At 67.7% G+C, this 21,219-nt stretch carries 14 protein-coding genes and 2 pseudogenes; 10 read left to right on the forward strand and 6 right to left on the reverse strand.

Annotated features, from left to right (window positions below):
• Positions 1 to 15: 15 nt before the first annotated feature.
• The 3 genes from BN118_RS02115 to BN118_RS02125 form a co-directional block, all read right to left on the reverse strand.
• Positions 16 to 1,353 carry an NAD(P)H-dependent oxidoreductase gene (locus BN118_RS02115; RefSeq protein ID WP_014905465.1) on the reverse strand — a complete coding sequence of 446 codons (1,338 nt, stop codon included), beginning with the start codon at positions 1,351 to 1,353 and terminating at the stop codon, positions 16 to 18.
• 129 nt (positions 1,354 to 1,482) lie between these two features.
• Positions 1,483 to 2,043 (reverse strand): 5'-3'-deoxyribonucleotidase, encoded by a 561-nt coding sequence (locus BN118_RS02120; RefSeq protein WP_004566083.1) that lies wholly within the window; start codon positions 2,041 to 2,043, stop codon positions 1,483 to 1,485.
• Between the two features lie 59 nt (positions 2,044 to 2,102).
• The gene (locus tag BN118_RS02125) at positions 2,103 to 3,080 is read right to left on the reverse strand and encodes an IS481-like element IS481 family transposase (protein WP_014905466.1); all 978 of its coding nucleotides are present in this window, start codon (positions 3,078 to 3,080) and stop codon (positions 2,103 to 2,105) included.
• A gap of 99 nt (positions 3,081 to 3,179) precedes the next feature.
• Between BN118_RS02125 and BN118_RS02130 the strand changes: the two are divergent.
• From BN118_RS02130 to BN118_RS02150, 5 genes and pseudogenes are all read left to right on the forward strand, one after another.
• A pseudogene (locus tag BN118_RS02130) lies at positions 3,180 to 4,016 on the forward strand (acyl-CoA dehydrogenase family protein); the annotation flags it as partial.
• 38 nt (positions 4,017 to 4,054) lie between these two features.
• Positions 4,055 to 5,914, forward strand: coding sequence for a bifunctional isocitrate dehydrogenase kinase/phosphatase (gene aceK / locus BN118_RS02135; protein ID WP_014905467.1), 1,860 nt, complete (start codon positions 4,055 to 4,057; stop codon positions 5,912 to 5,914).
• A 34-nt stretch (positions 5,915 to 5,948) separates the two neighbouring features.
• Positions 5,949 to 7,131 (forward strand): annotated as a pseudogene (locus BN118_RS02140) (acetyl-CoA C-acetyltransferase).
• A 100-nt stretch (positions 7,132 to 7,231) separates the two neighbouring features.
• The gene (locus BN118_RS02145) at positions 7,232 to 8,839 is read left to right on the forward strand and encodes a carboxyl transferase domain-containing protein (protein ID WP_003815953.1); all 1,608 of its coding nucleotides are present in this window, start codon (positions 7,232 to 7,234) and stop codon (positions 8,837 to 8,839) included.
• A gap of 46 nt (positions 8,840 to 8,885) precedes the next feature.
• The gene (locus tag BN118_RS02150; RefSeq protein ID WP_014905468.1) at positions 8,886 to 10,907 is read left to right on the forward strand and encodes an acetyl/propionyl/methylcrotonyl-CoA carboxylase subunit alpha; all 2,022 of its coding nucleotides are present in this window, start codon (positions 8,886 to 8,888) and stop codon (positions 10,905 to 10,907) included.
• A gap of 28 nt (positions 10,908 to 10,935) precedes the next feature.
• Here BN118_RS02150 and BN118_RS02155 read toward each other — a convergent pair whose 3' ends face one another.
• The gene (locus BN118_RS02155; protein ID WP_003815955.1) at positions 10,936 to 11,181 is read right to left on the reverse strand and encodes a DUF1653 domain-containing protein; all 246 of its coding nucleotides are present in this window, start codon (positions 11,179 to 11,181) and stop codon (positions 10,936 to 10,938) included.
• Between the two features lie 13 nt (positions 11,182 to 11,194).
• A complete protein-coding gene (locus tag BN118_RS02160; protein ID WP_004565905.1) occupies positions 11,195 to 12,385 on the reverse strand; it encodes an acetylornithine transaminase in 1,191 nt (396 codons plus the stop codon).
• 195 nt (positions 12,386 to 12,580) lie between these two features.
• On the opposite strand from BN118_RS02160, the gene BN118_RS02165 reads away from it, so the two are divergent.
• Positions 12,581 to 13,546 (forward strand): Bug family tripartite tricarboxylate transporter substrate binding protein, encoded by a 966-nt coding sequence (locus BN118_RS02165; protein WP_010929811.1) that lies wholly within the window; start codon positions 12,581 to 12,583, stop codon positions 13,544 to 13,546.
• A gap of 22 nt (positions 13,547 to 13,568) precedes the next feature.
• Here the strand turns inward: BN118_RS02165 and BN118_RS02170 are convergent, their stop codons facing one another.
• Complete coding sequence (locus BN118_RS02170) at positions 13,569 to 14,720, reverse strand: DSD1 family PLP-dependent enzyme (RefSeq protein WP_014905469.1); 1,152 nt, start codon at positions 14,718 to 14,720, stop codon at positions 13,569 to 13,571.
• A gap of 211 nt (positions 14,721 to 14,931) precedes the next feature.
• Here BN118_RS02170 and BN118_RS02175 point away from each other — a divergent pair, with 211 nt between their 5' ends.
• From BN118_RS02175 to BN118_RS02190, 4 genes are all read left to right on the forward strand, one after another.
• Positions 14,932 to 15,894: a TAXI family TRAP transporter solute-binding subunit gene (locus BN118_RS02175; RefSeq protein ID WP_014905470.1), complete on the forward strand. Its 963-nt coding sequence runs from the start codon at positions 14,932 to 14,934 to the stop codon at positions 15,892 to 15,894.
• 123 nt (positions 15,895 to 16,017) lie between these two features.
• Complete coding sequence (locus tag BN118_RS02180) at positions 16,018 to 18,042, forward strand: TRAP transporter permease (protein ID WP_010929814.1); 2,025 nt, start codon at positions 16,018 to 16,020, stop codon at positions 18,040 to 18,042.
• Between the two features lie 196 nt (positions 18,043 to 18,238).
• Positions 18,239 to 20,482: a TonB-dependent hemoglobin/transferrin/lactoferrin family receptor gene (locus BN118_RS02185; RefSeq protein ID WP_014905471.1), complete on the forward strand. Its 2,244-nt coding sequence runs from the start codon at positions 18,239 to 18,241 to the stop codon at positions 20,480 to 20,482.
• A 278-nt stretch (positions 20,483 to 20,760) separates the two neighbouring features.
• Complete coding sequence (locus BN118_RS02190; RefSeq protein ID WP_003815964.1) at positions 20,761 to 21,219, forward strand: Smg family protein; 459 nt, start codon at positions 20,761 to 20,763, stop codon at positions 21,217 to 21,219.

Consider the following 21,219-nt stretch of genomic DNA (forward strand, 5'->3'; position numbering starts at 1 on the left):
CAGACCGGCGCCGGGCTACGCGAAGGTCTGCTCCATCAGGCGGCGGAACTGCACGGCCGGCGAGCGCTCGTCGTACTCGACGTCGCTCCAGCGGATCGGCTGCGATTGCCGCACCGGATGCTTCAGCCGCACGTTGTGCGCCAGGCCCAGCGGCAGGCAGCCATCGGCCACCGAGTCGCGCGCCGGCATCAGGCGGCCGTACACCGTGTATCCGCCTTCGCCGTCGAGTTCCTGGCCGGCCGCCATGTCGCGCTTGGCGGTGGCGACCACGTCGCCATGCCAGCCGGCCGGCGAGCCGGTCGGTTCGCGCCGCAGGCCGACGCTGGCCACGCTGATGCCCAGCTCCAGCCCGATCAGGTGATAGGGCTTGTACATGGCCGAATAATTGCCGCTGGGGTCGGTGACCAGCCCGTACTCCTTGAAGCAGCGGCGCACGTAGTCGCTGTCGCCGGCCAGCGTCACGTAGACGCCCCAGCGCAGGTCGCGGAATACCGGCCGGCCGTCGCGCTCCAGCGACGACACCACTTCCACCTGGCCCCGATGGTGCAGCATGCCGCCTTCCTCGCGCGGCCGCAGCACGCGCGCCAAGTCGTCCACGCCGCATGGCGGGAAATGCAGGCCGGTGGGCGAGGGCAGCAGTCCGGTGGCATTGGAGACGGCCGCCATTTCGATGGCGCTCTTGGTGCCGTCCAGGAAGCTGTTGAACATCTGCGCATTGAAATCGCCCGCCGCCACCATCTCGTCGGTGAAGCCGTAGTACGGCCACACCGTATCGGGCGTGGAGGTGTGGAACTCGGGCAGATACTTGGTGCCCTTGCCGGCGGCCACCACCTCGAAGCCGCTGGCGCGCGCCCAGTCCACCATTTCGCAGATCAGCGCCGGCTGGTCGCCATAGGCCAGCGAATAGACGATGCCCGCCTCGCGCGCGCGGCGTGCCAGCAGCGGGCCGGCCAGCGCGTCGGCTTCGACGTTGACCATGATGATGTGCTTGCCGTACTCGCAGCAGGTCAGCACGTGTTCGATGCCGGCGGCCGCCTGCCCGGTGGCGTCGATGACGATCTCGACTTCCGGGTCGACGATCACCGAGCGTACGTCGTCGCTGAAATACACCTTGCCGGTCTTGACGGCGTGGTGGATGGTGTCGGCGTTCAGGGCCGCGGCGGGCCAGCCCACCCGGGTCAGCGCGGCGCGCGCCCGGTCGGGCGCCAGGTCGGCCATCGCCACCAGCCGCATGCCGGGGGTGCGCTGCACCTGGCTGAGAAACATCGAGCCGAACTTGCCGGCCCCGATCAACGCCACCCGCAAGGGTTTCTGATCGGCCTCGCGTTGCTTGAGCAGACGATAAAGATTCACGACGCTACCTCCTCCTGGAACGGGTTCGGCAAGCGCAAGGCCGCGGCACGGCGGGCGCCTGTCTTTTTATTCTGTCATGCTGCGTAGACACACAGAATAGTCGTTTTCGGCCGGCGGGAGGAGGGCGGTTCAGGCGTCCGAGCGGTACAGTTCGCCCGCCAGCACATTGCGCCAATTGCGCCAGTCCAGGCGGGGCCGGTCGGTCTGGTCGCGGTTGTACGGCGCGTCGTAGATGATGTGGCGCCAGCGCGGCCGCGCCGCGCCCGTGATGACCGGCCGGTCGTCGATCAGCAGGTCGCCCTGCACCAGCGTCTTGTCGCGCGTCAGGATCAGCCGCTGCGTGGCGTCGCGGCCCAGGTGGCGTTCGACCCAGAGATACTTTTCGGCCACGCAATTCTCGAACTGCATCAGCGGCGACGAGCAGATGCGCACGTCCATGCCCAGCGCCAGCAGCTCGCGGAATGCCTCGACCGCGCCCGGCACGGGCGGCAGGTCGCGGATGAAGCCGGGCGCGGTGTAGATGGCCTCGGCCAGGCCCCGCAATTCGGGCGCATAGTCTTCGCGGATATGGAACGACTTGCGCTCCTCGAACGCCACCGGCTCGATATCGGGGTGGCGCTTGCGCCAGGCGTCGATGAAGGCGTGTTCGAAATCGGCCAGGACGCCGTCCTGGTCCAGCAGTATCAGCATGCTGTCCCTGCGCAGGTGATGTGATGGTGGGCGGATTGTGCCATGGCGCGCGGCCGCGCCTAGGCGGCCGTGCGCGCCAGTACCCGGTAGCTGTGAACTGTCAATAGGTTGTATTCGTCCAGGTTGAGTCTGGAGATGGGTACAGCGCGCCCGATGCCTTGGTGGGGTCGATGCCAGTTGTAGTGGTGTAGCCAGGATTTCATGGCATCGGCTCGGTGTTGGGAGTTCTGGTAGGTGTGAGCGTAAGCCCACTCACGCAAGGCCGACTGGATGAAGCGTTCGGCCTTGCCATTGGTCTGTGGGCGGTAAGGTCGGGTAAAGCGGTGCTTGATGCCCAGCTCATGGCACAGCGCGGCGAAGGCGCGGCTGCGAAAGGCCGAGCCATTGTCGGTGAGCAAGCGCTGGATGGTCACGCCCAGGCGCTGGTAGTAGGCCACTGCGTCCTTGAGGAACTGGACGGCGCTGGGGAAGCGCTCGTCGGGGTGGATGTCGGTGAAGGCCACGCGGGCGTGGTCATCGATGGCCACGAAGACGAAGTCCCAGCCGGCCCCCTCAACGGTATCGCGTCGGTTGCCCGTGACCCGGTGGCCAGGGCGCTGGATACGTCCCAGCTTCTTGATGTCGATGTGCAGCAGATCGCCGGGGGCCTGATGCTCGTAGCGCACCACCGGCTCGGCCGGCTCCAGGTCGGCCAGGTGCGACAGACCGGCGCGGGCCAGGACGCGGCTGACGGTGCTGGCTGACACGCCCAGCGCCTGGGCGATGCGCGCTTGGGTCAGCCGCTTGCGGCGCAGCTCCACGATAGCCAGCGCCTTGGCCGGCGCAATCGCTCGGGGCGAGACCGTCGGGCGCGAGGACGCATCGGCCAAGCCCGCCTGGCCCTGAGCCAGGAAGCGGCCCAGCCATTTGCGCACAGTCGGCGCGGTGACCCCATAGGCGCGGGCCGCTTCAGGCACACAAACTTGATGGGCGATCAATTGCTGGACCATTTCGAGTCGACGTAGGAAGGTCAATCGGGCATGCTTATGGGTGTTCATCCGGCCGGGCTCCTTGAGTGAACTGGGGGGGTGGCGATTTCCAGTTTCTCAAATCCGGTTCGGATGAACCATGCATACAACCTATTGAATCTTCACAGCTACCTGCCCAAGCTGGTCAGCGGCGAACACGTGGGCGCGCTGGCCATGAGCGAGCCGGGCGCGGGGTCCGATGTGGTCAGCATGCGCCTGCGCGCCGACAAGAAAGGCGACCGCTATGTGCTCAACGGCACCAAGATGTGGATCACCAACGGCCCCGACGCCGATACGCTGGTGGTCTATGCCAAGACCGATCCCGAGGCGCACCAGCGCGGCATTACCGCCTTCCTGGTCGAAAAGGGATTCAAGGGCTTCTCCGTGGCGCAGAAGCTGGACAAGCTGGGCATGCGCGGCAGCCACACGGGCGAGCTGGTATTCGAAGACTGCGAGGTGCCGGAAGAAAACGTCCTGGGCCAGGTCAATGGCGGCGTGCGCGTGCTGATGAGCGGGCTGGACTACGAACGCGCCGTGCTGTCGGGCGGGCCGCTGGGCATCATGCAGGGCGTGATGGACGTGGTGGTGCCCTATATCCACGACCGCAAGCAATTCGGCCAGGCCATCGGCGAGTTCCAGCTCATCCAGGGCAAGATCGCCGACATGCACAGCGTGCTGCAGGCCAGCCGCGCCTTCTGCTACGCGGTCGGCCGCAACCTCGACCAGCTCGGCGCCGGCCACGTGCGCCAGGTGCGCAAGGACTGCGCGGCCCTGATCCTGTACACGGCCGAGAAGGCCACCTGGATGGCCGGCGAGGGCGTGCAGATCCTGGGCGGCAACGGCTATATCAATGAATATCCGGTCGGACGCATGTGGCGCGACGCCAAGCTGTACGAGATCGGCGCCGGCACCAGCGAGATCCGCCGCATGCTGATCGGCCGGGAACTGTACGCGGAAACCGCATGACCGGCCGCCATGCCCGCAAGCAATAGCACGAGCCAGCCATGATCTACAGCGGCGATGTCCAACGCATCGAACCGGCGCCGGTCGCGGGACCCGCTCCGCTGGATGTCGCGCACCTGATCCTGGCCGGCTTCGATCGCCACTATGCGCTGTTTCGCTACAGCGCGCAGCGCGCCAAGTCGCTGTTCGAGTCGGGCGACTGGCATGGCATGCAACGCCTGTCGCGCGAACGCATCGAGTACTACGACATGCGCGTGCGCGAATGCGCCACGCAACTCGACAGCGCGCTGCGCGGCTCCGACGCGCGCACGGCCGATGGCTCGCGCGCCAACGGCAGCGCGGCGCTGAGCGAGGCGCAGACGGCGTTCTGGCTGGCGGTCAAGCAGGAGTTCGTGGGCCTGCTGGCCGACCATCGCCAGCCCGAATGCGCCGAGACGTTCTTCAATTCGGTATCGTGCCGCATCCTGCACCGCGACTACTTCCACAACGATTTTCTGTTCGTGCGGCCAGCCATCGCGACCGATTACCTGGACAGCCGCATCCCGTCGTACCGGGTCTACTATCCGGTGGCCGAAGGCCTGCACAAGAGCCTGATCCGCATGGTGGCGGACTTCGGCCTGGCCGTGCCGTACGCCGACCTGCCGCGCGACGCGCGCCTGCTGGCGCGCGCGGCGGTGCGCCAGTTGCGCGGCCAGCTGCCGCGCCACGCCGGCCCGCGGCTGGCCTCGGACTGCCAGATCCAGGTGCTGGGCTCGCTGTTCTTCCGCAATACCGGCGCCTACATCGTCGGCCGCCTCATCAACCAGGGCACGGTCTACCCGTTCGCCGTCGCCCTGCGCCGCAACCCGGCCGGGCAGGTATGCCTGGATGCGCTGCTGCTGGGCGCCGACGACCTCAGCACGCTGTTCAGCTTCACGCGGGCGTATTTCCTGGTGGACATGGAAACGCCGGCAGCCGTGGTCAATTTCCTGGCCAGCCTGCTGCCGCGCAAGCCCAAGGCCGAGCTCTACACCATGCTCGGCCTGCAGAAGCAGGGCAAGACCCTGTTCTACCGCGACTTCCTGCACCACCTGACGCATTCGCGCGACGCCTTCGACATCGCGCCGGGCATCCGCGGCATGGTGATGTGCGTGTTCACGTTGCCGTCCTATCCGTACGTCTTCAAGCTGATCAAGGACCGCATCGACAAGGACGGCATGGACCATGCCACGGTGCGGCGCAAGTACCAGATGGTCAAGCTGCACGATCGCGTCGGACGCATGGCCGACACCTGGGAATATTCCCAGGTCGCACTGCCGCGCAGCCGCTTCGCCCCCCGGTTGCTGGAAGAACTGCGCCGGCTGGTCCCCAGCCTGATCGAGGAAAACGGCGATACGGTGGTGATCCGCCACGTCTACATCGAGCGGCGCATGATGCCGCTGAACCTCTACCTGCGCCACGCCAGCGACCCGCTGCTCGAGGTCGCCGTGCGCGAGTACGGCGACGCCATCCGCCAGCTCGCCACGGCCAATATCTTCCCGGGCGACATGCTGTACAAGAACTTCGGCGTCACCCGCCTGGGCCGGGTCGTGTTCTACGACTACGACGAAATCCAGCGCATGACGGAGATGAACTTCCGCGCCATTCCGCCGGCGCCCAACGAAGAAGCCGAGCTTTCCAGCGAACCTTGGTACGCGGTGGGCCCCAATGATGTCTTTCCCGAGGAGTTCGGCCGCTTCCTGCTGGGCGATCCGCGCGTGCGCCAGGCCTTCCTGCGACATCACGCCGATCTGCTGGCGCCCCAGTGGTGGCAGGCCTGCCGCGCGCGCGTGGCGCAAGGCCGGATTGAAGAGTTTTTCCCTTACGATACCGACAGGCGGTTGCACCCCCAGGCCGCGCCACCTCCACGCGCGGCCGCATAGCGCCACATCCTGTCCCGATTTCTAGGAGCAAGTCATGTCCGATCCCATTGTTATCGTTTCCGTCGCCCGCACGCCCATGGGCGGCATGCTGGGCATGCCTGTCCGGCCTGGCCGCCCACGAGCTGGGCTCGGCCGCCATCAAGGCGGCCATCGAGCGCGCCGGCATCAAGCCCGAACAGGTCGATGAAGTCATCATGGGCAACGTGCTGCAGGCCGGCCAGGGCCAGGCGCCCGCCCGCCAGGCCGCGCTCGGCGCCGGCCTGCCGCTGGGCGTGGGCTGCACCACGATCCACAAGGTGTGCGGCTCGGGCCTGAAGGCCGCCATGTTCGGCCACGACCTGCTGACCGCGGACTCGGTCGACGTCGTGGTCGCCGGCGGCCAGGAAAGCATGAGCAACGCGCCCTACCTGCTGCTCAAGGGCCGCCAGGGCTACCGCTACGGCCACAACACGGTGTACGACCACATGGCCCTGGACGGCCTGGAAGACGCCTATGACCGCGGCAAGGCGATGGGCGTATTCGCCGAGGACTGCGCCACCAAGTACAGCTTCACGCGCGAGCAGCAGGACGCCTTCTCGCTCGAATCGCTGCGCCGCGCGCGCGCCGCCAGCGAAGATGGCAGCTTCAAGTGGGAGATCACGCCGGTAACCGTGGCCGGCCGCAAGGGCGATACGGTGATCGATACCGACGAGGCGCCTACCAAGGCCATGCCCGAGAAGATCCCGACGCTCAAGCCGGCTTTCAAGAAGGATGGCACCGTCACCGCCGCCAACTCGTCGTCGATCTCCGACGGCGCCGCGGCCATGGTGCTGATGCGCGCCTCCACCGCCGAGAAACTGGGCGTCAAGCCGCTGGCCCGCATCGTCGCCCATGCCCAGCATGCGCAGGAGCCGAACTGGTTCACCACCGCCCCGGTCGGCGCGCTGAAGAACCTGTTCAAGAAAACCGGCTGGCAAGCCAGCGACGTGGATCTGTACGAGATCAACGAAGCCTTCGCCGTGGTCACCATGGCGACCATGAAGGACTTCGACCTGCCGCACGACAAGGTCAACGTGCATGGCGGCGCGACCGCGCTGGGCCACCCCATCGGCGCTTCGGGTGCGCGCCTGATGGCCACGCTGGTCGGCGCGCTGCGCAAAACCGGCGGCAAGCGCGGCGTGGCCACGCTGTGCATCGGCGGCGGCGAAGCCGTCGCGATGGCCATCGAAATGCTGTAAACCGCCCCCAGGCCTGCCGGTTCGCCGGCAGGCCGGCGGGGCCGCGGCCTCGCCCACGGCAAGAATCCGCCGCCTCCATCAACGCCCCACGGGTATGCCCATGCCTATCATCGAATCCCGCATCGATACGCGGTCGCAGGACTACGCCGACAATGCGCGCGCCATGCAGGCGCAGCTCGACGACCTGAACCAGAAGCTGGCCCGGACGGCGCAAGGCGGCAGCGAAACCGCGCGCGCCAAGCACGTGGGACGCGGCAAATTGCTGCCGCGCGAACGCGTCGAACAACTGGTCGACCCGGGCAGCCCGTTCCTGGAGCTCTCGCCCATGGCCGCGCACGGCATGTATGGCGACGAAGCGCCAGGCGCCGGCATGATCACGGGCGTCGGCCGCATCGCCGGCACCGAATGCGTCATCGTGTGCAACGACGCCACCGTCAAGGGCGGCACGTACTACCCGATGACGGTCAAGAAGCATTTGCGCGCCCAGGAGATCGCCGCGCAGAACCGGCTGCCGTGCGTCTACCTGGTCGATTCGGGCGGCGCCAACCTGCCGCGCCAGGACGAAGTGTTCCCCGACCGCGATCACTTCGGCCGCATCTTCTACAACCAGGCGGTCATGTCGTCGCAGGGCATCGCGCAGATCGCGGTGGTGATGGGATCGTGCACCGCCGGCGGCGCGTACGTGCCCGCCATGTGCGACGAATCCATCATCGTGCGCGACCAGGGCACCATTTTCCTGGGCGGGCCGCCCCTGGTGAAAGCGGCCACGGGCGAGGAGGTCAGCGCCGAAGACCTCGGCGGCGGCGACGTGCACACGCGCCTGTCCGGCGTGGCCGACCACCTCGCTGCCAACGACATGCACGCGCTGCAGCTGGCGCGCAACGCCGTGGCCCGCCTGAACCGCGCCAAGCCGGCTGCGCTGGCTCTGGCGCCGGTGCGCGAACCGCGCTACGACGCCAGCGAACTCAACGGCATCATTCCGGCCGACACGCGCAAGCCCTACGACGTGCGCGAAGTCATCGCGCGCATCGTCGACGGCTCGGAATTCGACGAATTCAAGGCGCGCTACGGCACCACCCTGGTCACCGGCTTTGCCCATATCCATGGCATGCCGGTGGGCATCGTCGCCAACAACGGCATTCTGTTCTCGGAATCGGCGCAAAAGGGCGCGCACTTCATCGAGCTGTGCGCGCAGCGCAAGATCCCCCTGGTCTTCCTGCAGAACATCACCGGCTTCATGGTGGGCCGCAAGTACGAAAACGAAGGCATCGCGCGCCACGGCGCCAAGATGGTGACCGCCGTGGCCACCGCCGCCGTTCCCAAGTTCACGATACTCATCGGCGGCTCGTTCGGGGCCGGCAACTACGGCATGTGCGGGCGCGCCTATTCACCGCGCATGCTGTTCATGTGGCCCAACGCGCGCATCTCCGTGATGGGCGGCGAACAGGCCGCCAGCGTGCTGGCCACCGTCAAGCGCGACGGCATCGAGGCGCGCGGCGCGCAATGGAGCGGCGCCGAGGAAGACGCCTTCAAGCAGCCAATCCGCGAGCAGTACGAGCGCGAGGGCCATCCCTACTATGCCACCGCGCGGCTTTGGGACGACGGCATCATCGCGCCGGCCGATACCCGCCGCGTGCTGGGCCTGGCGCTGTCGGCGGCCCTGAATGCGCCGATCGAAGACACGCGCTTCGGCGTTTTCCGCATGTAATCCGCCACGGCGCCACGCCACGGCGCCGCGCCACCAAGGAGCCATCGTGTTCTCCACCCTGCTGATTGCCAACCGCGGCGAAATCGCCTGCCGCGTCGCCGCCACCGCCCGCCGCATGGGCCTTCGCACCGTCGCCGTCTATTCCGATGCCGACGCCAACGCGCGCCATGTGGCCGCCTGCGATGTCGCCGTGCATATCGGCGGCGCCGAGCCGCGCGCCAGCTACCTGCGCGCCGATGCCATCCTGCAGGCCGCGCGCGACACCGGCGCGCAAGCCATCCACCCCGGCTACGGCTTCCTGTCCGAAAACGAAGGCTTTGCCGAAGCCGTGGCGCAGGCCGGCATGGTGTTCGTCGGCCCGCCGGCCGGCGCGATCGCCGCCATGGGCAGCAAATCGGCCGCCAAGGCGCTGATGGAGCGCGCCGGCGTGCCGCTGGTGCCCGGCTACCATGGCGAAGACCAGGATCCGCAGTTCCTCCGGCAGCAGGCCGACGCCATCGGCTACCCGGTACTGATCAAGGCCAGCGCCGGCGGCGGCGGCAAAGGCATGCGCGTGGTCGAGGAGAGCGCCGCCTTCGCCGACGCGCTGGCCTCGTGCCAGCGTGAAGCCAGCGCCAGCTTCGGCGATGACCGCGTACTCATCGAGCGCTACCTGCAGAAGCCTCGCCACATCGAAATCCAGGTGTTCGCCGACAGCCACGGCAATTGCGTCTACCTGTTCGAACGCGACTGTTCCGTGCAGCGGCGCCACCAGAAAGTCATCGAGGAAGCGCCCGCGCCGGGCATGACGCCGGAACGCCGCCGCGCCATGGGCGAGGCGGCGGTAGCGGCGGCGCGCGCGGTGGGCTACGTAGGCGCGGGCACCGTCGAGTTCATCGCCGAACCCGACGGCCGCTTCTACTTCATGGAAATGAATACCCGGCTGCAGGTGGAGCACCCGGTCACCGAAATGATCACCGGCCATGACCTGGTCGAATGGCAATTGCGCGTGGCCGCCAGCCAGCCGCTGCCGGCCGCCCAGGACGAACTGCGCCTGGATGGCCATGCCATCGAGGCGCGCATCTACGCCGAGAACCCGGAGAAGGGCTTCCTGCCGTCGATCGGCACGCTGGCCTACCTGGGCCTGCCCGCGCACACGGCCTTCGCCAACGGCGAGGTGCGCGTCGACGGCGGCGTGCGCATGGGCGACACCATCACGCCCTATTACGACCCCATGATCGCCAAGCTGATCGTCCATGGCGCCGACCGCGAACAGGCGCGCGCGCGCATGATCCAGGCGCTGGCGCACACCCAGGCCGTCGGCGTGCAGACAAACGCCGCGTTCCTGGGCCGCCTGATGCGCGACGAGGCCTTCGCCACGGCCGACCTCGATACCGGCCTGATCGAACGCCGCCGCGCCACGCTGCTGCCCGAACCGCAACCGGCCGGCGCCGACGTGCTGGCCCTGGCCAGCGCCGCCGTGCTGGTGCGCCAGGGCCTGGCCCAGCCGCAAGGCGAGGCCGGCAAGACGGCCGACCCCTGGGACGCACGCGACGGCTGGCGCCTGGGCGGCCGCTACCGGCAGACCCTGTGCTGGGTCGACAACGGCGAACGGCGCGACATCGAGATCACGCGCGAGGGCGGGCAATGGCGCATCGGCGCCGCGCCCGCGGCCGGCCAGGCCTTCTCCTGGCGTGCCCAGCCCAGCGCCAACCCCCAGCTCAGCTATGGCCTGCGCATCACGCTGGATGGCCCGGAAAGCGCCGGCACTGTGGTCCTGCATGCCGGCAAGGCCTATGTGTTCCACGACGGCGCCACCCACATCCTGGACCTGTACGATGCCCTGGCGCATGCCCAGGACGATGCCGAGGGCCACGGCGGCGGCCTGACCGCGCCCATGCCCGGCAAGATCATCTCGATCGCCGTCGCCGTGGGCGACAAGGTCGAGAAGGGCCAGGCGCTGCTGGTGATGGAAGCCATGAAAATGGAGCACACCATCACGGCGCCGGCCGCCGGCGAAGTCGCCGGCCTGTTCTATGCCGTGGGCGACCAGGTCGGCGAAGGCGCCGCGCTGATCGAAGTGAAGTGAATGACGCCGGGCGCGGCCCGGCGTCGGGTCAGCCTTGCTCCGGCGTGACGTGGCCCACGTAGGCAAAGCGCGGCTGCGGGCCGGCGCCGGTGTCCACGGTCTCGTTCCAGATGCGCAGCAGGCGCGTGCTCATCGGCAGGCCGGCGCGCGCGTACAGCCGGGTGTACACCACCACCACCTCGTCCGTTTCGTCGGCGCGCGCCAGGCCCAGGGCCAGGTAATGATCGCCCTTGTAGTGGCGGTAGACGCCGGGACGGAAGTCCTGCATCGCCATGCCGGCCCCGTCCTTACTTGCGCACGGCGGCGATCACGCCGTCGAGCTGCTCGAGCATGCGGGCCATGTCGGCTTCGGTCACGTTCAGCGCCGGCATGAAGCGCAGCAGATTGCCGCGCGGCGCGTTCAGCAGCAGGCCCTCCGGCGCCAGCATGCGCGCGGCCTCGACGATGGCCGGGGCGTCGTCGCGGTCCAGCACCAGGGCGCGCAGCAGGCCCATGCCGCGCTCGCCGCGCAGGCTCCACTTGGCCGACAGCGCCAGCAGGCCTTCGGACAACTGGCGCGTGCGCGCCTGCGCCGCCTCCATGAAGCCCGGCGCGGTGATAGTGTCGAACACCGCCACGCCGACCGCCGCGCACAAGGGGTTGCCGTTGTAGGTGCCGCCCTGGTCGCCGTGCGCGAACACGCAGACCTCCTCGCGCGCCAGCAGGGCGGCCAGCGGAATGCCGCCGCCGATGCCCTTGGCCAGCGTCATGATGTCCGGGATCACGTCGAATTGCTGGTACGCGAACAGCGAGCCGGTGCGGCCCATGCCGGTCTGCACTTCGTCGACGATGAACAGGATGCCGTGCTCGTCGGCCAGCTTGCGCAGGCCCTGCATGAACTCGCGCGTGGCCGGGATCACGCCGGCTTCGCCCTGCACGGGCTCGAGCATCACGGCCACCGTCTGCGCGTCGATCAGGGCGCGCACCGAGTCGAGATCATTGATCTCGGCCTTGGGAAAGCCCTCCACCTGCGGCGCGAACATCGTGTCCCAGCCCGGCTTGCCCGAGGCCGACATGGTGGCCAGCGTGCGGCCATGGAAGCCGTGGTTCATGGTGATGATCTTGTAGGCGCCGTTACGGTTCACGCGCCCCCATTTGCGCGCCAGCTTGATGGCGCCTTCGTTGGCCTCCGCGCCGCTGTTGGCGAAGAACACCCGGTCGAAACACGATGCCGAGGTCAGGCGCTGCGCCAGCTCGATCGACGGCAGGTTGTAGAACGCCGGCGACGGGTTCATCAGCTTGTCGGCCTGCTCGGCCATCGCGCGCTTCATCTCGGGCGCGCAGTGGCCCAGCGTGTTGACGGCCCAGCCTTGCACGAAGTCGAGATATCGCTTGCCGGCATGGTCCTCCAGCCAGGAACCCTGACCTCGCACGAACACCAGGTCCGGGCGGGCGGTGATCTCCATGAGGGCGTTGACTTTGAACTGGCTGAATTCCATGGCGGTTCCTGCTGGTAAGAAAAAACAGGGAAGAAGGGAGGGCGAAACCCGAAATTTAGCACCGACCGGACAATGCTATCGTGACGGCAACCCCTTCCTCGGCTTCGGGACTGCCCAAAAGGCTCGCCCCGCATGCCGGCCGGCGGGCTCCGACCCTTGCGCCCGCCCCGTTCAACCGTCTTTCGAGCAGTCAACATGAATCGCGTTTTCGCCGGCCTGTGCGCCGGTCTTGCCCTGGCCGCCGCCAGCTTCGCCGCCCACGCCGACTATCCCGAGCGTCCGATCCGCATGCTCGTGCCGTTCCCGCCCGGCCAGGCCACCGACATCTTCGCCCGCGCGCTGGCCGAGAAACTGGGCGCCGACCTCAAACAGCCCATCGTGGTCGAGAACCGCGCCGGCGCCGGCAGCAATATCGGCATGGGCGAGGCCGCCCGCGCCACCCCGGATGGCTACACCCTGGTCGTTGCCGGCAGCGCCGCAGCGGTCAACCAGACGCTGTACAAGAACATCAACTACAGCCTCACCAAGGACTTCGCGCCGGTCTCGGGCGTGTTCTCCGTGCCGCTGGTGTTCCTGGCCACGCCCGCCTCGGGCATCGACAGCCTGCAGAAACTGGTGACGCAAGCCCGCGCGCATCCCGGCGAACTGGCCTACGCCAGCGCCGGCATCGGCGGCACCCAGCACCTGTCGGCCGAGATGTTCAAGGCCGCCGCGGACATCGACATCCGCCATATCCCGTACAAGGGCAGCGGCCCGGCGCAGGCCGATTTCCTGGGCCACCAGGTGCCGTTGATGGTGGATTCGGTCACCGCCGGCCTGCCGCACATCAAGACCGGCAAGGCCGTGCCGCTGGCGGTCACCACCGCCGGCCGGCTGGCGCAGCTGCCCGACGTGCCGACGGTGGCCGAATCGGGCTATCCGGGCTTCGAAGCCATCGGATGGGCCGCCGTGCTGGCCCCGGCGGGCACGCCGCCGGCCGTCACCGAGCTGCTCAGCCGCCATATCGGCCAGGCGCTGGGCAGCGCCGAACTCGCCAGGTTCCTGCGCGAGCGCGGCGCCGAACCCATGCCCACCACCCCGCAGGCGACCGGCCAGTTCATCGCCGCCGAAGTCCAGAAATGGGGCGACGCGGTACGCCGCTCGGGCGCGCAGGTCGACTGACCGGAAGCGGCGCGGCCTGTGCCTAACGGCTCAGGCCGCGTGCGGCGATCGGCCAGAGGTCGACCACCACATCGTCACGAAACACCACCAGGCTGTCGTGCAGATTGAAGGTCGGATCCACGTGCGACGGCACCAGCCGCACCATCTTGCCCAGCGCCGGCGCGGGCGCGCCGGGCTCCACCCGCGCCACGCCGTGCTCGTCGTTGGCGGCGAGATAAGTCAGGCCGGCACGGCCCGCCACCCGCGGCGGGCCGCATTCCGCGGTGCTGGACTTCAGCCCCGCATCGAGCACGACGCGGCCGGCAGCCGGCGTGCTCATCACCGTGCTCAATACATACAGGCTTGGTTCGAAGCGCAGCGTCTCGGCCCATTCGTTGTCGCCATAGTCGGCGTCCATGAACGGGTATGAGCCCGCCTGCAACTCCGTGAATACGCCGCTGGCGGCATCGAACTGCGCGCTGCCCGTGCCCGAGCCCGTGATGGTCGGACACGCGAGGCCGGCCGCACGCAGGGCGTCGGCATGCGCCGCCGCGGCGCGCGCCACCTCGGCACAGACCGCGGCGCGATCGGCCTGCGTACGCATGTGCTGCACCGAGCCGTGATACGCCTGCAGGCCGCCAAAGCGCAAGCCTGCCGCCGCGTCGGCGCGCCGCGCCAGCGCCAGCGCCAGCGCCAGCGCCAGCACCACCTGCGGGTCGGTCACCCCGCAGCGTCCCTGGCCTACGTCCACCTCGACCAGCACCGTCACCCGCGCCCCCGCGCGCTCCATGGCCTGCGCCAGTGCCTCCAGGTTGTCGGGATGGTCCACGCATACGCTGATGTCGGCCTGGCGCGCCAGCTCGCCCAGCAAGGCCAGCTTCACGGGGCCGACCACCTCGTTGCTGATGTGGATATCGCGCACGCCAGCCGCGACGAACGGCAGCGCCTCGCTCACCTTCTGGCAGCAGATGCCGCGCGCGCCCAGCGCAAGCTGGCGCAAGGCCACCTCCGGGCACTTGTGCGCCTTGGCGTGGGGCCGCAGCGCCACGCCATGGCGCTCGGCCCAATCCTGCATGACGCGCAGATTGCGCTCGAACGCCGCAAGATCCAGCGCCAGACTGGGCGTATCGACATCGCACAGGGCCTGCCCGGCGCGGGCGGCCGGCGGCAGTATTGGAGCCACGGAAGCATTCACAGCGAGTTTCCTTGTTCGTATTCGTTTCGACGGCTGCGCCGCGCACGGCAAGTCATAACCTGGGCAGGGGTAGCCATAACCCGAGGCCGGGTTTACCCCCAGGTAAACGATACCCCTCCGGACATTGGCTAACGCTTTTGTGCATGACAAAATCCCGAACCTATAAAGGGTTGTACCGCAAGGCTCGCCCTTTTTCACTGGAGAAGCCCTCATGTCTATGAAAAGCTGGATCAAAACCCTGACCCTCGCCTTGGCTGTCGCCGGCGCCGCTACCTCGGCCAACGCGCAACAGTTCTTCCGTATCGGCACCGGCGGCACCGCCGGCACGTACTATCCCGTCGGCGGCATGATCGCCAACTCGATCTCCCAGCCCGGCAAGCTGATCGCCACCGCCGTCGCGTCCAACGGCTCGGTCGCCAACATCAACGGCATCCTGGGCGGCTCGCTCGAAGCGGGCTTCACGCAATCCGACGTGGCCTATTGGGCTTACAGCGGCACCGGTACCTTCGACGGCAAGCCCAAGGCCCAGGACCTGCGCCTGATCGCCACGCTGTATCCCGAAAGCATTCACCTGGTGGCGCGCAAGGGCTCCGGCATCAAGACGGTGGCCGACCTGCGCGGCAAGCGCGTCTCGATGGACGAACCCGGCTCGGGCACGCTGGTCGACGTGCGCCTGATCCTCGGCGCCTTCGGCATGACCGACAAGGACATCAAGGCCGAATACCTCAAGCCCAACCAGGCCGGCGACAAGCTGAAGGATGGCGGCCTGGATGCGTTCTTCTTCGTGGGCGGCGCGCCGGCCGGCGCGATTTCCGAACTGGCCTCCAGCGGCGCCGGCATCGAGCTGGTGCCCATCGTCGGCCCGGAAATCGACAAGCTGCGCAGCCAGCAGGAGTTCTTCACGCTTGACACCATCGCCGCCAACACCTACCAGAACGTGGGCGAGGTCAAGACCATCTCGATCAACGCGCAACTGGTCACCTCGGCCAAGCTGCCCGAGCAGACCGTCTATGACATCGTCAAAGCGCTCTACAGCGACGCCACCCGCAAGACGCTGGACAATGGCCATGCCAAGGGCAAACTGATCACCAAGGAAAACGCCGTCAAGGGCGCCGGCATCCCCTTCCACGCGGGCGCCGAGAAGTACTACAAAGAAGTCGGCCTGCTGAAGTAATGGACTGGACGCGCCGTGCCTGCATCGCGCGTCCCGACTCCAATGCGCCAATCGCGCTGCCTTTCCGCCAGGGCTGCCTCAGGGCAGCCCTGGTCGCGCAATACCCTATAGAAGTTGCAGCTTATGCAAATAGATCACGATAAAACCCAGCAGCTAACGGAAAAGTACGATTCGGAAATCCGTTTCCGGCCGCTGGATAAAACAGCCACCTGGATCGTATCGATTCTGCTGGTCACGCTGTCCATCTTCCACTACTACACGGCCGGTTTCGGCCTGCTGCGCGAAGCCACGCACCGCGGCGTGCACCTGGCCTTCGTGCTCAGCCTCATCTTCCTGGTGTTCGGCTTCAGCAAGGCGCACTACCAGCGCGAGCCGAAATCGACGCTGCTGTGCCCGGGCGGCGTGCCGCTGTACGACTGGGCCATCGCCATCGTGCTGGCGCTCAGCGTCCTGTACATCCCGTACATCTTCGAAGACCTGGCGTTCCGCGTCGGCAATCCGCTGCCGATGGACGTGGCCATGGGCACCATCCTGATCGTCGGCCTGCTTGAAGGCACGCGCCGCGCCATGGGCTGGCCCCTGCCCATCATCGCCATGGTGTTCCTGGCCTATGCGGCCTTCGGCCCTTACTTCCCGGGCCTGCTGCAGCACGCCGGCAACAACTGGCCGCAGATCGTCAACCACATGTACCTCACCAGCCAGGGCATCTATGGCGTGGCGGTGGGCGTGGTGGCGACCTACGTGTTCCACTTCGTGCTGTTCGGCGTGCTGGCCACCCGCATCGGCCTGGGCCAGCTGTTCCTGGACGTGGCCTCCACCATTGCCGGCCGCTACGCGGGCGGCCCGGCCAAGGTCTCGGTGTTCGGCTCGGCCATGTTCGGCATGCTGTCGGGCTCGTCGGTGGCCAACGCGGTGACGGTCGGCTCGCTCACCATCCCTGCGATGATCCGCATCGGCTATCCGCGCCATTTCGCCGCCGGCGTGGAGGCGGCCTCCAGCACGGGCGGGCAGATCACGCCGCCCATCATGGGCGCGGCCGCCTTCCTGATGATCGAATTCCTGGGCATCCCGTACCAGCAGATCGCCATCGCGGGCATCTTCCCGGCCTTCCTGTACTTCTTCGGCATGTTCATGCAGGTGCATTTCGAGGCCAAGCGCGAGGGCCTGCGCGGCCTGACCGAGGAAGAAATGCCGACCCTCAAGGCTTCGTTCAAGAAGCGCTGGCCGACGCTGCTGCCCCTGATCATGCTGATCGGCGTGCTGGCCAGCGGTCGCACGCCGTACCTGGCAGCGTTTGCCGGCATCACGGGCTGCATCGTGGTGGGCCTGCTCAACCCCATGCAGCGGCTGCGCCTGCGCGACCTCTACGAAGCCTTCGAGACCGGCGCCAAGTACGCGCTGGCGGTGGGTGCGGCAGCGGGCACCGTGGGCCTGGTGATCGGCGTGGTCACGCTGACCGGCGTGGGCTTCAAGATCTCGTACATCGTGATCTCGGCCGCCCAGGCCATCGCGGGCGGCGTCGGCACGATCATCCCCGACGTGGTCGCCAACACGCAGACCCTGACGCTGATCGCCGCGCTGGTCATGACCGGCATCGTGTGCATCCTGATGGGCTGCGGCATTCCCACCACGGCCAACTACATCATCATGGTGGCCGTGGCCGCCCCCACGCTGGTGCAACTGGGCGTGCAACCGATCGCGGCGCACTTCTTCGTGTTCTATTTCGGCATCCTGGCCGACATCACGCCACCTGTGGCGCTGGCGGCCTACGCGGCGGCGGGCATGGCGGGCAGCGATCCGTTCAAGACCGGCAACACGGCATTCCGCCTGGGCATCACCAAGCTGATCGTGCCCTTCGTGTTCGTGTTCTCGCCATCGCTGCTGATCTCGGTGCAGGGCTTCACCTGGTACGACTTCTTCACCACCCTGGTGGGCTGCATGGTCGGCCTGGTGCTGCTGTCGGCCGCCTTCTCGCGCTACATGCTGGTCGAGATGAAAAGCTGGGAGCGCTGGGTGTGCGTGGTGGGCGCCTTGCTGACCATCCTGCCCGGCCTGACCAGCGGGCTGGTCGGCCTGGCCATCTGCATTCCGGTATTCCTGCGCCAGCTCGCGCAGCTCAAGCTGGAGAACGGCGCCAAGGCAGCCTGACCCCAGGCCGCGTCCCTCCGGGCGCCGACGCAATGCACAACCCACCGCAAGGTGGGTTGTGCATTCTGGACGCGGTCGCGCGCTTTCCTGCCACAAATGCGGACCGCGCAACGCCGCATCGAGCACTTGTGTACTGAGAACCATTATTATCCATGCCTAGAATCGAGCGGATTTCCACCTGCCTGCGATTCCTGTCATGTCGTCCCCGCGTCCCCCCGCACCTTGGCGCGCACCGCTCGCGCTTGCCGGCCTGTCGCTTGGTTGCGCTGCCGGCGCATACGGCGCGCCCGCGCCGGCACAAACCGTCGTCACCCTGCCCGCGCAAGAGGTCATCGGCGACAGCGTCGCGGCGGCCCGGTCCGTGCTGCGCCTGCCGGAGATCGAGCGCGCGCAGGCCGACAACTTCGCCTCCCTGGTCGATCAGCTGCCGGGCATCTCGATGGCCGGCTCTCCGCGCCCCGGCGGGCAAAGCCTGAACATCTGGGGCATGGGCGATACCGAGGACGTGAAAATCGTCCTCGATGGCGCGCCCAAGGGTTTCGAGAAGTACCGCCAGGGCTCGGTCTTCATCGAACCCGAACTGATCCGGCGCATCGAGGTCGACAAGGGGCCGCACAACCTGGTCGACGGCAATGGCGGGTTCGGCGGCACCGTCAAGATCGATACCAAGGATGCGGCCGACCTGTTGCCGCCGGGCGCGCGCTTCGGCGCGCTGGCCAAGTACGGCCGCCATTCGAACGACGGCCAGGACATCTACAGCGTGGCGCTGTACGGCCGCACCCGCGCCGACGGGGCCGACGGCCTGCTGTATGCCAACCGCCGCGACGGCGGCGATCTGCGCCGCCCCGACGGCACCCGCTTCGCATACTCGCGCAACAACCAGCGCTCGCTGCTCGCCAAGGTCAACCTCTATCCGGACGACGCCCAGACCATCACCCTGTCGGCCATGCGTTCGAATGCGGCGGGTTGGCAACCCTTCGCGGCCAAGCGCGACGATCTTCCCGCGCCTTCGCAGGCCGATATCGACCGCTACGGCCTGACCGAAGCATGGCGGCGCAAGCTGGTCCATCGCGACCAGCTCGACCAGAACTACAGCGCGAAATGGAACATCGCCCCATCCGCCCATCCCTGGGTGAACCTCACGCTGGCCTATGCCCGCTCGGACACCCGGCAGCGCGACCGGCGCTCGTCCCGGGCGTCGCAGTCGGCCTTTCTCGGCACGCTGGGCAACAAGAGTTGGGTCGACTACCGCGACGACCGGTTCGACCTCAGCAACGAAAGCCACGTGGCCCTGGGCACGGCCGAGCATGTCCTGCTGGCGGGCCTGCGCTGGCACCGGCATCGCCGCGACACGCTCATGTACTACCCGCCCGGCCGCGGCGAGCCCGATTACAACCACGGGTACTTCCAGCCGCACTACATGCCTTCGGGCACGCAGACCGTGCGCAGCCTGTACCTGCAGGACGCCGTCACCGTCGGCGGCCTTACCGTCACGCCCGGCGTGCGGTACGACCATGTCGCCAATACCGGCAGGCCAAACGACGCGCCCCGCTACAACAACCCCGCCCCCGTGGCCGGGCATGACTACCGCCGCGTCTCGTACGCGGGCTGGACCCCGCACCTGGGCGTGGTCTGGAAGGCGGCGCGAGGCGTGGCGCTGTTCGCCGACGCCGGCCGCACCTGGCGCGCACCCGTCATCGACGAACAGTACGAAGTGCAATATGCGAAGTCCAATGTGTCGGGCAGCAGCCGGGCGCTGCGGCCCGAGCGCATCGTGGGCCTGCGCGCCGGCGCCGTACTGGATTACAACGATATCGCGACGCGCGGCGACAGCGTGCAGATACGGACCACGCTGTTTCGCAATCGCGGCAAGCACGAGATCTTCCAGCGCCGTGGCGTGGCATGCCGCGGGCAGGCCGAGGGCGGCGCCGCCTCGGACTGCCCCAAGCCCTTGTCCAACTACCGCAACCTGCCCGGCTACACCATCGAAGGGCTGGAACTGGAGACCTACTACGACAGCCCGGCGATGTTCGCCAGCCTGTCGCTTTCGGCCATGCGCGGGCACCGCGACACCTCGCCGCGCGATCCATGGGGGCCGCGCACCTGGATCGCCGAGATCCCGCCGGTCTCGGCGCGCGCGATGCTGGGCGTGAAACTGCCGCGCCTGGACATGGTCCTGGGATGGCGCGGCGAATTCGTGCGCCGCCAGGACCGCTCGCCGACCGACGGCGACCCGCTGGCCGGCTACTGGGCCTTGCCCAAGACCGCCGGCTACGCGCTGCACGGCCTGTTCGCAAGCTGGCAACCCCGGCATGTCAAAGGCCTGGACGTGCGCCTGGCCGCCGACAACCTCTTCAACCGGCCCTATCATCCCTACCTGGGCGAAGCGGTATCGGGCACGGGCCGCAACATCAAGCTGAGCATCGCCCAGCGCTTCTAGGAATGCCTGCGCGCGGCTTGCGGCGTGCTCCTCGCGCAACATCAGTGAAAACGTGAAGACCGCGCGCAGCGCACTGCCCCCTTTTACAGAGCCGCGCGCAGTTGCGGCCAACTTGCAGCGGTCTGGCGCGTACGGCGCCGAAATGCACCGCAACTCGTCCTTAAGGTGTCGTGCGGGCGGCGAGTTGCCCAGGGTGACAATTCAGCGTAAAGTAAAATCACGTTTGCTGGTCTGCCGATTTGCGGGCCGACTGTGCAACGGGCACCTTGAAGCGCCATATGTTCGATATCCTGGTTTATCTGTTCGAGAATTACTACACGCCGCAAGCCTGTCCTGCCGCCGACGTGCTGGCAAAGCGGCTGGCCGCCGCCGGCTTCGAGCATGAAGACATCGACGACGCGCTGGGCTGGCTGTACGGACTGGCCGAAACCACCGAACGCTGCGTCGAGCTTGCCCACGCGCCGGCCACCGGCATCCGCATCTACACCGACGCCGAATACCAGCAGTTGGGTACCGAGTCGATCGGCTTCATCACCTTCCTCGAATCGGCCGGCGTACTGCCGGCGCCGCTGCGCGAAATCGTCATCGACCGCGCGCTGGCTTCGCCCGAAACGCCGATCTCCCTGTCCAAGATCAAGATCATCGCCCTGATGGTGCTCTGGAGCCAGGAAGCCGAGATCGACAACCTGGTCCTCGAAGAATTGCTCGACGACGAAGGCTCCCGCCGGCTGCATTGA

Source organism: Bordetella pertussis 18323 (assembly GCF_000306945.1).
Taxonomy (GTDB): domain Bacteria; phylum Pseudomonadota; class Gammaproteobacteria; order Burkholderiales; family Burkholderiaceae_B; genus Bordetella; species Bordetella pertussis.

Bases quoted from the DNA above. Each gene is read 5' to 3' on its own strand.
- BN118_RS02120 (WP_004566083.1), bottom strand. From the start codon at position 2,043: ATGCTGATACTGCTGGACCAGGACGGCGTCCTGGCCGATTTCGAACAC.
- BN118_RS02125 (WP_014905466.1), bottom strand. From the start codon at position 3,080: ATGAACACCCATAAGCATGCCCGATTGACCTTCCTACGTCGACTCGAA.
- aceK (WP_014905467.1), top strand. From the start codon at position 4,055: ATGATCTACAGCGGCGATGTCCAACGCATCGAACCGGCGCCGGTCGCG.
- BN118_RS02145 (WP_003815953.1), top strand. From the start codon at position 7,232: ATGCCTATCATCGAATCCCGCATCGATACGCGGTCGCAGGACTACGCC.
- BN118_RS02155 (WP_003815955.1), bottom strand. From the start codon at position 11,181: ATGGCGATGCAGGACTTCCGTCCCGGCGTCTACCGCCACTACAAGGGC.
- BN118_RS02160 (WP_004565905.1), bottom strand. From the start codon at position 12,385: ATGGAATTCAGCCAGTTCAAAGTCAACGCCCTCATGGAGATCACCGCC.
- BN118_RS02165 (WP_010929811.1), top strand. From the start codon at position 12,581: ATGAATCGCGTTTTCGCCGGCCTGTGCGCCGGTCTTGCCCTGGCCGCC.
- BN118_RS02175 (WP_014905470.1), top strand. From the start codon at position 14,932: ATGTCTATGAAAAGCTGGATCAAAACCCTGACCCTCGCCTTGGCTGTC.
- BN118_RS02180 (WP_010929814.1), top strand. From the start codon at position 16,018: ATGCAAATAGATCACGATAAAACCCAGCAGCTAACGGAAAAGTACGAT.
- BN118_RS02185 (WP_014905471.1), top strand. From the start codon at position 18,239: ATGTCGTCCCCGCGTCCCCCCGCACCTTGGCGCGCACCGCTCGCGCTT.
- BN118_RS02190 (WP_003815964.1), top strand. From the start codon at position 20,761: ATGTTCGATATCCTGGTTTATCTGTTCGAGAATTACTACACGCCGCAA.